This is a genomic window from Pseudomonas sp. 01L34, from assembly GCF_056400265.1.
This window is the reverse complement of sequence record NZ_JBFTSX010000004.1, coordinates 165,847-178,923: the sequence shown is the minus strand read 5'-3', so window position 1 is coordinate 178,923 and position 13,077 is coordinate 165,847. Positions and strand designations below refer to the sequence as shown.

Genomic DNA, 13,077 nt, shown 5'->3' with positions numbered 1-13,077 from the left:
GCGTTTTTTCATTCAAACATTTCACATCTATTTAATGAGATCACCATGCACACATTGATCGAACGTCATGATCGAGTCGTATTGATTCGTCTTAATCGGCCGCAGACCAGGAATGCTTTGAGTTCGGCCCTGATGCGCGAACTGCTGGACACCTTGCAACGGCTGGACCGCGACCCCGGAGTCGGCTGTTTCGTGATCACCGGGACAGCGGATTTTTTTGCGGCTGGTGCCGACATCAAGGAGATGTACGGAAAATCTTACCTGGACATGGTCCATGAGGATTATTTCGCCGATTGGGAAGCCTTTGCCGCGTTGCGTACGCCCAAGCTGGCCGCTGTTGCCGGTTATGCATACGGTGGCGGCTGTGAGTTGGCCATGATGTGCGATCTGATCTTTGCTGCCGATAACGCTCGTTTTGGCCAACCGGAAATCAGGTTGGGGGTGATGCCTGGAATGGGCGGGACCCAACGTCTCACGCGCCTGATCGGCAAGTCGAAGGCCATGGACATGATTTTGACTGGACGCTCGATGTCGGCCGAAGAGGCCGAGCGGGCAGGATTGGTGTCGCGGATAATCGTTGCCAGCGATCTGCTGGAGCAATCCTTGGCCGCAGCGCAGATCATTGCCGGTTTCGCCAAAACCGCCACACTCGCTGCGCGAGAAGCAGTGGACCGGGCACTGGAGTCAGGATTGCGCGATGGCCTTCTTTTCGAGCGAAGAGTGTTTCATGGTTTGTTTGCCACGCAGGGGCAACAGGAAGGTATGCAGGCTTTTTTGCAGAAGCGTGAGCCGAGTTTTAACCCGGTTTGACCAACCTTGAGGATTCGTCGCTAGCGGTGCTTTGAAAGAAACTACAGTTCAGGGGGAATAATCCTACGTGACGTTCGTCTCATAGCTCTTTCCCCCTGTGGCCTACGGCCCCGGAGACTTTCATGGTTGATCGCTCATCTACAACAGGGCCGTCTCGGCCGCCCCTGAGCACCGCGAGCCTGACGTTGCGCCTGACCGGCATTGCCGTGGTGGTCGCCGCGCTGGCCGGGGCTTTTGCCTACGTCAACGGCACACTCGACCCACAGCGCCTGACGCCGAAAGCGTTGATCAATGTGCTGGAGAAAAACAACGGCGTGCACCCGGGGTTCCGTCGTAACCACGCCAAAGGGGTGTGCGTTATCGGGCATTTCGAGAGCAGCGGCCAGGTGCGCGAGTATTCCAGCGCCCAAGTGTTCAATGAAGCGCGGACCCCGGTGGTCGGGCGTTTCGCGCTGCCTGCCGGCAACCCTTACGCACCGGACAACAGCGTGCCGATCCGCAGCCTAGCGTTGCGCTTTACCCAGGCCAACGGTCAGCAGTGGCGCACCGGCATGAACAGCATGCCGGTGTTCCCGGTGGGCACGCCCGAGGCGTTCTATCAGCTGCAACAAGCGCAGTCACCGGACCCGGCCACCGGCAAACCGAATCCTGCGGCGGTGCCGGCGTTCTTCGGTTCTCACCCGGAAGCCGCACCGTTTCTTGCCTGGATCAAGACCGCCAAACCTTCTGCCAGTTATGCGATCGAGACGTATAACAGCGTCAATGCGTTTTACCTGGTGAACGCAGCGGGGCAGCGGCAAGCGGTGCGTTGGAGCATGACCCCGGTTGCTCAGGATGCGGCGGGCGCGATGGCACCGGAGGGCGCTGACTTTCTGGAGAAGGATCTGGTTCAGCGTTTGTCCGCCGGACCGCTGCGTTGGCAGTTGAACATCACCCTGGCGAACCCTGGGGACCCGGTCAACGACGCGAGCAAGGCCTGGCCCGGTGACCGAAAAGTTGTGAACGCCGGCACGCTGGTGCTCGAAAGCACCCAGCCACAACTCAATGGCGAGTGCCGTGACATCAACTACGACCCACTGGTATTGCCCAGCGGTATCGAAGGCTCCGACGACCCGTTGCTCGCCGCTCGTTCAGCGGGCTATGCCAATTCCTATCTGCGTCGCACCAGCGAAGTGAATCAGTTGCCTAACGCCAAGCAGGAGGCTCATCAATGAGCGCTCAACCGAACCATTTCGCTCCCTTGGCGCGGCTACTGCATTGGCTGATGGCGCTGATGATCATCGCGATGCTATTCATCGGCGCCGGCATGGTGGCCTCGGTGTCCGAGCGTCACGAGTGGCTGATCCACCTGCACAAACCGTTGGGCATCGCCATTCTGCTGTTGGTGGTCGTGCGTCTGGCCGTGCGTTTTTCGACCCGGCAACCACCGCTGCCGGCGGACTTGCCGGGTTGGCAAGTGCTCGCGGCGAAGGCTTCGCATGTCTTGCTGTACGCCTTGATGCTGATTTTGCCGCTGCTGGGCTGGGCGATGATATCGGCGGCTGGCGATCCGGTGATGCTCAGCAGCTCGTTGCAACTGCCGTCGATCCTGCCGGCGAATGCGCAGGTGTTTGCCTTCCTGCGCAAGGCACATAGGTATCTGGCGTATCTATTGTTCCTGACCGTGCTGCTGCACCTGGCGGCGGCGTTGTTTCACGGTTGGGTGCGCCGCGATGAGGTGCTGGACAGCATGTTGCGGGGCAGGGACCGTGGGTGAGTCGGGGGACTGCCGATAACTGTGGCGAGGGGGGCTTGCCCCCGTGGGGCTGCAACGCAGCCCCAAATGCGGTTGGTCAGACGCTCCTGCGTCTGATCGATTTACGCCTGCTGCGCAGCCGATCGGGAGCAAGCTCCCTCGCCACAGGTGTTGGGTGTTTTGGCGGCGAGCGTCAGCCACCAATAGATCAACGCTACGGCGCTGATGCCCGCACCCAGCCAGCACACCGCGATCCAGCCGCCCCAGGCATACATCGCCGTCGAACCGATAGAGCCCAAGGCGCTGCCGATCGAATAGAACAGCATGTAGCCGGCGGTGAGTCGGCTTTGCGCTTCGGGGCGCACGCTGTAGATCATGCTCTGGCTGGTGACATGGACGGCCTGCAAACCCAGATCCAGCGTAATCACCCCGAGCAGCAGCGCCCACAGCGAGGATTGAGTGAGGGCGATGGGCAGCCATGAGGCGAGCATCAGCAACAACGACAGTCCGCTGGTCCATTGACCCAGGCCACGATCGGCCAGATGTCCGGCGCGAGCAGCGGCCAGTGCGCCGGCAGCCCCGGCCAGCCCGAACAGTCCGATTTCGGTGTGGGACAGTGAAAGCGGCGGGGCGCTCAACGGCAATACCAAAGGGGTCCACAGCACCATGGCGCTGGCGAACGTCAGCAGGGCAAGGATGGCCCGTTGACGCAACACCGGTTCTTCCTTGAACAACGTGAAGACTGAGCCGATCAACGCGCCGTAAGCGCTATCCGGTCGCGCGTCTTCGTGCCTGGGCAGCACACGAAACAACAGCAGCGCCATCACCAGGGTCAACCCGGCGGACAGCAGATAAATCGAACGCCAACCAGCCAGGTCGGCCATGCCGCCGGCCACCGTTCGTGCCAATAGAATGCCGACGACAATGCCGCTGGTGATCACGCCTACCACACGTCCACGTTGCGCCGGGATGGCCAGCGTCGCGGCGTAGGCCACCAGGACTTGCGTCACGACCGCCAGTAATCCGGTCAGCGCCATGCCGAGCAACAGCCAGGTGCTGCTCGGGGCTAACGCAATCATCAACAAGGCCAGTGCCGACAGCAGGGTTTGCAAGACGATCAATCGGCGGCGGTTGAGCAGATCCCCCAGAGGGACCAGCAACAACAGGCCCACGCCATAACCGATCTGAGTGAGGGTGATGACGATACCGATGGTTGCCGGGTCCATGGCGAAGGCTTCGGCCATGGCATCGAGCAATGGTTGTGCGTAATACACATTGCCGACGGCCAGGCCGCAGGCGACGGCAAACAGCAGCACCACGGCGCCGCTTAACGGGTGGTCAGGTTTCATCACAGGCTTCCTTGTGTGGTTTCAATATAAAACCAGTTGTACGGTAAGGAGTCTGGTTTTATATTGCAACCACATTGGTTGCCGGCGGACGCGGTCATGGTTAAACGTACAAGCATGGAAGGCGCCGAATGCCCGGTCGCCCGTTCACTGGATGCGATTGGGGATTGGTGGTCGCTATTGATTGTGCGCGATGCGTTCGATGGCCTGCGACGCTTCGGTGAGTTCCAGCGCAATCTGGGCATGGCCAAGAACATTCTTTCGGCACGCCTGCGCACATTAGTGGCCCACGGGATTTTCGATCTGGTGCCGGCGTCGGATGGCAGCGCGTATCAGGAATATGTGCTGACGGAGAAGGGCCAAGGCTTGTTCCCGTTAATCATCGGGTTGCGGCAGTGGGGCGAGGCGTTTTTCTATGAGGCGGGGGAGGCGCATTCGCAGGTTGTCGATCGTGAGAACGGTCGACCGGTGCGGCCGCTGGAATTGCGCGCCGAGGATGGGCGGCTGTTGGGGCCCCAGGATTGTGTGCGGATCCCGGCTGAGTAAAACATCAAAAAATCGCAGCCTTGCAGGAGCTGCGAAGGCTGCGATCTTTTGTCCAAGGGTGATCAGCGCAAGGTATCGACCATGTCGGCAATGGTCGTCAGCACATCCTTGCCCAACTGCTTCGAACGCTTACCAGACCAGCCGGTCAGCGCATTCGGCGCGTCGTTGTTGTCCTTGAAGGGCATTTCAATGGTAAAGGACAGGCAGTCGAACTTCTGACCGACGCTGTTGCAGGCCAGGGTCATGTTGGCTTTGCCCGGTTCGTCGCGGGTGTAGCCGTGTTTGGTCTGAAAGTCCTTGGTCAGGTGCTTCAGATGGCTGCGGAAGCGCTCTTCGAGTTTTTCGATCCGCGGTGTATAGCCGGGGTTGCCTTCGCAACCGGCGGTGAACACGTAGGGAATTTCTTCATCGCCATGGATGTCGAGGAACAGGTCGACGCCATACTTTTCCATTTGCTGCTGAACGAACAGCACTTCCGGGCTGATTTCCTGGCTGGCGTTCTGCCAGGCGCGATTCAGGTCCTGGCCCATGGCATTGGTGCGCAAATGACCGTGGAAGGCGCCGTCCGGGTTCATGTTCGGCACCAGGTACAGGTCGGCGCTGGCCAGGAGCTTATTCAGCACCGGGTCGTCATGTTTTTCCAGGCGTTCGATCACGCCTTCCATGAACCATTCGGCCATGTGTTCGCCGGGGTGTTGCTGGGCAATGATCCAGACCTTGCGCTGGCCTTCGCCGCCAGTTCCTTTGCGCAACAACTGGATGTCACGACCTTCAACGCTCTTGCCGGTGGCCAACAGTTCGGTGCCGGCCTTGGTCAGTGCCTGTTCGATCAGCCAGTCGTGACGGCCACGGCTGTAGGGTTCGAAGTAGGCGAACCAGGCATGGGTGGCAGTGGCTTCAAGGCTGAAACGCAGGCAGTCGCCTTCGAAGATGGTCGGCACCCGGAACCAGTTGACGTGGTCGTAGGACGCCACCGCCTGATAACCATCCCAGGCCTTGTTGTATGAGGATTTGCTGGCGTTGTTCAGACGAAACCAATGCTCCTGACCCACATGCAGGCCGCTGGCCTTGAAATGGAACCACTGGAAATGCTGGCTGCGAGTGTCTGGCCTGATGGCCAGCAATGCTTGCAGAGGATTGCTGATGTCCAGCACATCAATGTTGCCGCTGTCGAAGTTAGCGCTGATGTCGAAAGAAGATTTAGCCCCGGCCATAATCAATTCCTGAATACGATTTTTATGGCTGCTACTTTACACGCAAGAGGGGGAGAAACCGGGGGGAAATTACGGGGGGGTAAAAGGGGGGGCGTCCTCCTTGACGCCGATGCAGCTTAGAGACTGCGCAATTGATTCTCAAGTGCTATTTTTCGTTAGTTTGGCCCAGTGCTGCCGGGCTTCTCTTGGCAGTAGATATTCTTTTGATATCATCCGCGCCAATCGAATTTTGCAGCACCTACAGACTTCATTAGCCTGAAGCCAAAGCCAGCCTGACTGGCAAAAAAAAGACCCGGCAAAAAGCCGGGTCAAAAACCGTGATTAGCCTGATGAGGAGATAGTCCAGGAGTCCGACCTAAGGTCTCTTGGCCTATCGACTGATCTCGCGACCAGTTGATGCAATAATAATCATTATCATTTGCAAGTCAAATGTTTCTACCTGCGCGATTGGAAAAATTTTCCTGTCCTCCTCCAATGCGCTCCCGCCTCAATTGTTCTGATTGCCCTCCAGGGCCCGTTCGACCATCGCCTTGGCCATGTCGATCATGTGCACCGTCGAAAACGCCAGATCCCGGCTTGCGCCCTGCAGTTGGTTGGCTGACTCATGCGCGGTGGCAACGGCGCACCGCAGCAGATCCGAAGCATGGACCAGCGCCTCTTCGCTGCTGATGTTACGGTTCACATCAAAGAAACGTTCTTCGCTGGCTACTTCTGACACAGCTGGTTTCAAGTAATAGTCCAGTGCGCGCTGCGCCGCGGCAGAGCCTTTTGGCGAGGTGAGGCTGGTGTCGATTTGCATATCGGGCAAGGTATTGCTGGGGATGGTCATGGCGATGGCGAGCTCCGTGAAAGAATCAAATCCGTGAGCCCAGCTTAGTACTTACTGTATTTGTTTCTTTAATTTAAATACTACAATTTGTGTTTTGATGGTCGGAGTACCCCACGTATCGTGCCGCACATGGATAAATGGATCGAATTGGTCAAGGCCAAAATGAGTGAACTCAAAGTCACTCAGGAAATACTCGCCGAGCGCATCGGGATGTCCCAGGGTGGCGTCGGCCACTGGCTCAATAAACGTCGTCAGCCCGGCATCGCAGAGATGAATCGCGTCTTGCGGGCGCTCGGCATGGACTATCTGGAAGTGGCGATGGTGATCAGGGAGCCGCTGCCCTCAGAGGATGAGGAGATCTCCCTGGCGCAAAAGTACAACCCGTACTTTCGCTACCCGGTCAGTGACTGGCGGGAAACCGGGGAGGTGCGCGACGGCGAGCTATCGACCTACGGTACTTCGCTGGCTGTCAGCAAGCCACGTTTCGAGCTGTCCGATTACCACGCACAGGGCGCGGCGTTCTGGCTGGTGGTGGTCGGCGATGCGATGACCGCCCCTACGGGAGCGAGCATTGCCGAGGGCATGCTGATTCTGGTCGACCCGGCGATCGTGCCGGAGCCTGGCAAACTGGTGATCGCCCAATGGCCCGGCAGCGCCGAGGCGGTCTTTCGCAAACTGATCGAAGAGGGCGGGCAGCGTTACCTGGTCCCGCTCAATCCGACGTATCCGAAAGCCCTTTACACCGAGGAATGCCGAATCATCGGCGTGGTGGTTCAGGCGACTGCCAAATTCTAATCGGATCGGTCCTCGCAACGCGTAGGACCGATCTTCATTTCACGCTTGCTCCAACTCCACCAACGCACTGCCTTCGCTGACCATTTCGCCTTCCTGGCAATACAACGCCTTGATTACCCCGGTGTGGGGCGCGCGAATGCTGTGCTCCATTTTCATCGCTTCCAGCACCACCAGTTGCGCCCCGGCTTCGACCGTTTGCCCGGCCTCCACCAACACCCGCACGATGCTGCCGTTCATGGGCGCGGTAAGCCCGCCTTGATGGCTGTGACTGGCTTCGACGGCGCCGATCGGGTCATACGACTCGATGCGGCGCAGCTCGCCGTCCCATTGCAGATACAGCGCATCGCCACGGCGGATAGCCCGGTGCTGGCGGCGCAAACCGCTGTGCTCGGTCAGCAGGTATTCACCCTTGAGCCGTGCGGTATGCATGTCGGCATTGCCCAGGGTCAGCGCCCGGTCTTGCCCTTCGCAACTCAAGTGCAAAGTGATTTCTGTCGGCAATCCGGCACGGAAACCATTGTTGAAGGCCCACGGCGAACTCGGATCATCGGCGCGCAACACAGACGGCTGACTTTGCGCAAACGCCTGGGCCGCCGCTTGCCAGAACTCATCACTGAGCGGCGAAGGTGCTGGCAGCAGTTGCTCCTGATAACGCGGAATGAACCCGGTATCCAGTTCGGCGGCGGCAAACGCCGGGTGGCCGATGATCCGGTGCAGGAAGTTGATGTTGGTCTTCAGCCCGCCAATGGCAAACTCCTCGAGCATGCTCAGCAATCGCAGCCGCGCCTGTTCACGGTCTTCGCCCCAGGCAATCAGCTTGCCAAGCATCGGGTCGTAGAACGGCGAAATCTCGTCGCCTTCTTCGACGCCACTGTCCACACGACGCCCCGGCCCTTCGGCGGATTCGCGGTACAACGCCAGGCGCCCGGTGGCCGGCAGAAAATCGTTGCCCGGGTCTTCGGCATACAACCGTACTTCGATCGCATGGCCGATCAGCGGCACCTGATCCTGTGTCATCGGTAGCGCTTCGCCGCGGGCTACACGAATCTGCCAGGCCACCAGGTCGAGGCCGGTAATGGCCTCGGTCACCGGGTGTTCGACTTGCAGGCGCGTGTTCATTTCCATGAAGAAGAACTCACCGCGCGCATCCAGCAAAAACTCCACGGTGCCGGCGCCGACATAACCGATCGCTTGAGCCGAACGCACGGCGGCTTCACCCATGGCCCGACGCAGTTCCGGGCTCAGGCCTGGAGCGGGTGCTTCTTCGACGACTTTCTGATGCCGACGCTGAATCGAGCAGTCACGCTCGTTGAGGTACAGACAGTTGCCGTGCTGGTCGGCGAACACCTGGATTTCCACATGACGTGGCTTGAGCAGGTATTTCTCGACCAACATCCGCGAATCGCCGAACGACGATTGTGCTTCACGCTGCGCCGAGGCCAGGGCTTCGGCCAGTTGGCTGACGTCCTCGACCACTTTCATGCCTTTGCCGCCGCCGCCCGCCGTAGCCTTGAGCAACACCGGATAACCGATGCGTTCGCAGGCATCGCGGAAGGTGTCGAGGTCTTGGGCTTCGCCGTGATAGCCGGGCACCAGCGGCACACCGGCGGTTTCCATCAAGGCTTTGGCCGCAGACTTGCTGCCCATGGCGTCGATGGCCGAGGCGGGCGGGCCGAGGAAAATCAGGCCCGCCGCCTCGATCGCCCGGGCGAACCCGGCGTTTTCCGAGAGAAAACCATAACCGGGATGAATTGCCTGAGCACCGCTGGCTTTCGCGGCGGCGATCAGTTTGTCGATTTGCAGGTAACTGTCGGCGGCTTTGCTGCCGCCCAGGTCGACGCGGATATCCGCTTCGCGGCTGTGCCGGGCGTCACGGTCGGTGGCGCTGTGCACGGCCACAGTGGTCAGGCCCAGAGCCTTGGCGGTGCGCATCACCCGGCAGGCGATTTCGCCACGGTTGGCCACCAGCAGGGTGGTGAGAACAGGTGCGCTCATCAACGCGGCTCCTTGAGGGTGATTTCGGCTTGCCAGGTGGGCGAACGTTTTTGCAGGAAGGCGCGCAGGCCTTCCTGGCCTTCCGGGCTGACGCGAATTCGGGCGATGGCATTCTCGGTGTAGCGGCGCAGCGCCGGAGTCAGCGCGCCGTTGCCGACTTCACGCAGCAGATCCTTGCTGGCGCGCATGGCTGCCGGGCTGTTGAGCAGTAGATTGTCGATCCACTGATCGACTTTCTGCTCCAGCTCAGCCATCGGATAGCTCTCTGACAACAGGCCGATTTCCCGAGCCCGTTGCCCGCCGAAACGTTCGGCAGTCAAGGCATAACGCCGCGCCGCACGCTCGCCAATGGCTTGCACCACGAACGGGCTGATGACCGCTGGCGCCAGGCCGATGCGCACTTCCGACAGGCAGAACTGCGCGTCGTCGGCGCCAATCGCCATGTCGCAGCAACTGATCAGGCCCAGTGCACCGCCAAATGCCGCGCCCTGCACCACGGCGAGCGTCGGGACTTTCAGTTTGGCGAGGTTGTACATCAACTCCGCCAGTTCCCGGGCGTCATCAAGGTTGGTGTGGTAATCGAGTTCGGCCGATTGCTGCATCCAGGCCAGATCGGCACCGGCGCTGAAATGCTTGCCGCGCCCACGGATCAGCAGAAAACGCAGGCTGGCATCGCTCGACACTTTGTCCAGCGCGAGGATCAGTTCGCGGATCATTTCGGCGTTGAATGCGTTGTTCTTTTCTTCTCGGCTGAGCCACAGGGTGGCGAAACCACGGGGATCTGTCTGCAGTTCGAGGGTATTGAAGTCGCTCATGGTTTTCTCCAGATCACATCCGGAACACGCCGAAGCGGCTCGGTTCGATGGGTGCGTTCAGCGACGCCGACAAGGCCAGGGCCAACACGTCGCGGGTCTGCGCCGGGTCAATGACGCCGTCGTCCCACAGCCGGGCGCTGGAGTAGTAGGGGTGACCCTGTTCTTCGTACTGATCGAGGATCGGTTGCTTGATCTCGGCTTCCTGCTCGGCGCTGAAACGATGCCCGCTGCGCTCGGTTTGCTCACGCTTGACCTGCACCAGTACGCCCGCCGCCTGTTCGGCGCCCATCACGCCGATTCGCGCGTTCGGCCACATCCACAGGAAGCGTGGATCGTAGGCCCGGCCGCACATGCCGTAGTTACCGGCGCCGAAGCTGCCGCCGATGATCACGGTGAATTTCGGCACCTTGGCACAAGCCACGGCGGTCACCAATTTCGCGCCGTGCTTGGCGATGCCGCCGGCCTCGTATTTCTGGCCGACCATGAACCCGGTGATGTTCTGCAGGAACAGCAACGGAATGCCGCGCTGGCAGGCCAGTTCGATGAAATGCGCGCCTTTCTGTGCGGCCTCGGCGAAGAGGATGCCGTTGTTGGCGAGGATCGCGATCGGGTAGCCGTGCAGGTGGGCGAAGCCGCACACCAACGTCGTCCCGAACAGCGCCTTGAACTCATCGAACGCCGAGCCGTCCACCAGTCGTGAGATCACTTCGCGCACATCGAACGGTTGCTTGGCGTCGGCCGAGACCACGCCGTACAACTCGTCGCTGCTATACAGCGGCGCGATCGGCGTACGTTGTTGCAGTTCGCCGAGCTTGCGCCAGTTGAGGTTGGCCACGCTGCGCCGGGCCAATGCCAGGGCATGTTCATCGCTTTCGGCGTAGTGGTCGGCGACCCCGGAAATCTTGCAGTGCACATCGGCCCCGCCGAGGTCTTCGGCGCTGACCACTTCACCGGTCGCGGCCTTCACCAGCGGTGGGCCAGCGAGGAAGATGGTGGCCTGCTGACGAACCATGATCGCCTCGTCGGCCATCGCCGGAACGTAGGCGCCCCCGGCGGTGCAAGAGCCCATGACCACCGCAATTTGCGGAATGCCCATGGCGCTCATGTTGGCCTGGTTGAAGAAGATCCGCCCGAAGTGTTCGCGGTCCGGGAACACTTCATCCTGACGCGGCAGGTTGGCGCCACCGGAGTCCACCAGATAAATGCACGGCAGGCGATTCTGCTGGGCGATGGTCTGTGCGCGTAGGTGTTTTTTAACGGTCAGCGGGTAGTACGAGCCACCTTTCACGGTGGCATCGTTGGCGACGATCATGCATTCGACGCCTTCCACCCGGCCGATCCCGGCAATCACGCCAGCGGCGGGAACGTCTTCGCCGTACACCGCGTAGGCCGCCAGTTGGCTGATCTCGAGAAACGGCGAACCCGGATCGAGCAGGCGATTGATCCGCTCACGGGGCAGCAGTTTGCCCCGCGAGGTGTGACGTTCTTGCGCCTTCGGGCCACCACCTTGCTGCACTTGCGCGAGCAGGCTGTGCAGGGCGTCGACCTGTTTGAGCATCGCCGCGCTGTTAGCCGCGAACTCCGCCGAACGGGGGTTGAGCTGGGTATGCAGGATAGCCATGGACAGCTCCGTTTAGCGGGTTTCGTTGAACAGTTCGCGACCGATCAGCATGCGACGGATCTCACTGGTGCCGGCGCCGATTTCATACAGCTTGGCGTCACGCAGCAGACGACCGGCCGGGAATTCGTTGATGTAGCCGTTACCGCCGAGAATCTGGATCGCGTCGAGGGCCATTTGCGTGGCGCGCTCGGCACTGTAGAGGATCACCCCGGCGGCGTCCTTGCGAGTGGTTTCGCCACGTTCGCAGGCCTGGGCCACGGCATACAGGTAAGCGCGGCTGGCATTGAGTTGGGTGTACATGTCGGCGACTTTGCCCTGGATCAGCTGGAATTCGCCGATGCTCTGGCCGAACTGTTTGCGGTCGTGGATGTACGGCACGATCAGGTCCATGCAGGCCTGCATGATCCCGGTCGGGCCACCGGAAAGCACCACGCGCTCGTAGTCGAGGCCGCTCATCAGCACTTTCACGCCGCCATTGAGTACGCCGAGGATGTTTTCTTCCGGCACTTCGACGTCATCGAAGAACAGCTCGCAGGTGTTCGAGCCACGCATGCCGAGCTTGTCGAATTTGTTGCTGCGGCTGAAACCTTTCCAGTCACGCTCGACGATGAACGCGGTGATGCCATGCGGGCCTTTTTCCAGGTCGGTCTTGGCGTAGATCACGTAGGTGTTGGCGTCAGGACCGTTGGTGATCCAGGTCTTGCTGCCGTTGAGTACGTAGTGATCGCCGCGTTTGTCGGCGCGCAGCTTCATCGAGACCACGTCGGAACCGGCGTTCGGCTCGCTCATGGCCAGGGCACCGATGTGTTCGCCGCTGATCAGTTTCGGCAGGTATTTGCTTTTCTGTTCGTGAGTGCCGTTGCGGTTGATCTGGTTGACGCAGAGGTTGGAGTGCGCGCCGTAGGACAGCGCGACCGACGCCGAACCGCGGCTGATTTCTTCCATGGCGACCACGTGCGCCAGATAACCCAGGCCCGCGCCGCCGTACTCTTCCGGCACGGTGATGCCCAGCAGGCCCATGTCGCCGAATTTACGCCACAGGTCGGCCGGGAACAGGTTGTCGATGTCGATCTGAGCGGCGCGCGGGGCGATCTCTTTGGCGACGAAGGACTGAACCTGATCGCGCAGCATGTCGATGGTTTCACCGAGGGCAAAGTTCAGGGATGGGTAGCTCATGGGGCACCTTTTGGCTTTTTTGTAGGGTGGGGAGGGCAGTGATTCAGCTCTCACCTTTACGTTAACGTAAGCCTGTGACGGATGGCTGTCAATCACCCTTTACGTTAACGTCAACTTGAGCGAGAGTAGAGCCAGTTCTGAAAGACTGTGGCGAGGGGGCTTGCCCCCGTTCGAGTGCGCAGCGCTCGCAGATCT

At 60.4% G+C, this 13,077-nt stretch carries 12 protein-coding genes; 5 read left to right on the top strand and 7 right to left on the bottom strand.

The features are described 5' to 3' along the window. The first annotated feature begins 45 nt into the window (after positions 1 to 45). The 3 genes from AC1DQM_RS12975 (at position 46) to AC1DQM_RS12965 (ending at position 2,566) form a co-directional block, all read left to right on the top strand. A complete protein-coding gene (locus AC1DQM_RS12975) occupies positions 46 to 810 on the top strand; it encodes an enoyl-CoA hydratase-related protein (RefSeq protein ID WP_436275624.1) in 765 nt (254 codons plus the stop codon). Positions 811 to 932: 122 nt separating this feature from the next. Then, the gene (locus AC1DQM_RS12970) at positions 933 to 2,024 is read left to right on the top strand and encodes a catalase family peroxidase (RefSeq protein ID WP_477746294.1); all 1,092 of its coding nucleotides are present in this window, start codon (positions 933 to 935) and stop codon (positions 2,022 to 2,024) included. After that, a complete protein-coding gene (locus AC1DQM_RS12965) occupies positions 2,021 to 2,566 on the top strand; it encodes a cytochrome b (RefSeq protein ID WP_018925452.1) in 546 nt (181 codons plus the stop codon). Before AC1DQM_RS12970 ends, AC1DQM_RS12965 begins: the two co-directional genes overlap by 4 nt. Positions 2,567 to 2,667: 101 nt before the next feature. Here AC1DQM_RS12965 and AC1DQM_RS12960 read toward each other — a convergent pair whose 3' ends face one another. Continuing rightward, positions 2,668 to 3,894 carry an MFS transporter gene (locus AC1DQM_RS12960; protein ID WP_477746293.1) on the bottom strand — a complete coding sequence of 409 codons (1,227 nt, stop codon included), beginning with the start codon at positions 3,892 to 3,894 and terminating at the stop codon, positions 2,668 to 2,670. Between the two features lie 96 nt (positions 3,895 to 3,990). Here AC1DQM_RS12960 and AC1DQM_RS12955 point away from each other — a divergent pair, with 96 nt between their 5' ends. Then, complete coding sequence (locus AC1DQM_RS12955; protein WP_026286359.1) at positions 3,991 to 4,437, top strand: winged helix-turn-helix transcriptional regulator; 447 nt, start codon at positions 3,991 to 3,993, stop codon at positions 4,435 to 4,437. 62 nt (positions 4,438 to 4,499) lie between these two features. Here the strand turns inward: AC1DQM_RS12955 and AC1DQM_RS12950 are convergent, their stop codons facing one another. Beyond that, positions 4,500 to 5,651, bottom strand: a complete 1,152-nt coding sequence (locus tag AC1DQM_RS12950) for a M14 family metallopeptidase (RefSeq protein WP_018925455.1) — start codon at positions 5,649 to 5,651, stop codon at positions 4,500 to 4,502. 487 nt (positions 5,652 to 6,138) lie between these two features. After that, complete coding sequence (locus AC1DQM_RS12945) at positions 6,139 to 6,480, bottom strand: DUF6124 family protein (RefSeq protein ID WP_018925456.1); 342 nt, start codon at positions 6,478 to 6,480, stop codon at positions 6,139 to 6,141. Between the two features lie 129 nt (positions 6,481 to 6,609). Between AC1DQM_RS12945 and AC1DQM_RS12940 the strand changes: the two genes are divergently transcribed. After that, positions 6,610 to 7,275 carry a LexA family protein gene (locus AC1DQM_RS12940; protein ID WP_018925457.1) on the top strand — a complete coding sequence of 222 codons (666 nt, stop codon included), beginning with the start codon at positions 6,610 to 6,612 and terminating at the stop codon, positions 7,273 to 7,275. Positions 7,276 to 7,314: 39 nt separating this feature from the next. Here AC1DQM_RS12940 and AC1DQM_RS12935 read toward each other — a convergent pair whose 3' ends face one another. From AC1DQM_RS12935 to AC1DQM_RS12920, 4 genes are read right to left on the bottom strand one after another with little or no spacing between them, the layout of a single operon-like run. Next, positions 7,315 to 9,270, bottom strand: coding sequence for an acetyl/propionyl/methylcrotonyl-CoA carboxylase subunit alpha (locus AC1DQM_RS12935; RefSeq protein ID WP_477746292.1), 1,956 nt, complete (start codon positions 9,268 to 9,270; stop codon positions 7,315 to 7,317). After that, the gene (locus tag AC1DQM_RS12930) at positions 9,270 to 10,085 is read right to left on the bottom strand and encodes a gamma-carboxygeranoyl-CoA hydratase (RefSeq protein WP_007940935.1); all 816 of its coding nucleotides are present in this window, start codon (positions 10,083 to 10,085) and stop codon (positions 9,270 to 9,272) included. The genes AC1DQM_RS12935 and AC1DQM_RS12930 overlap by 1 nt, the downstream gene beginning before the upstream one ends. Before the next feature lie 13 nt (positions 10,086 to 10,098). Then, on the bottom strand, positions 10,099 to 11,706 hold the full coding sequence (locus AC1DQM_RS12925) for a carboxyl transferase domain-containing protein (protein WP_064618843.1): 1,608 nt from the start codon (positions 11,704 to 11,706) through the stop codon (positions 10,099 to 10,101). Between the two features lie 12 nt (positions 11,707 to 11,718). Further along, positions 11,719 to 12,882, bottom strand: a complete 1,164-nt coding sequence (locus AC1DQM_RS12920; protein WP_007940933.1) for an isovaleryl-CoA dehydrogenase — start codon at positions 12,880 to 12,882, stop codon at positions 11,719 to 11,721. Positions 12,883 to 13,077 lie beyond the last annotated feature (195 nt).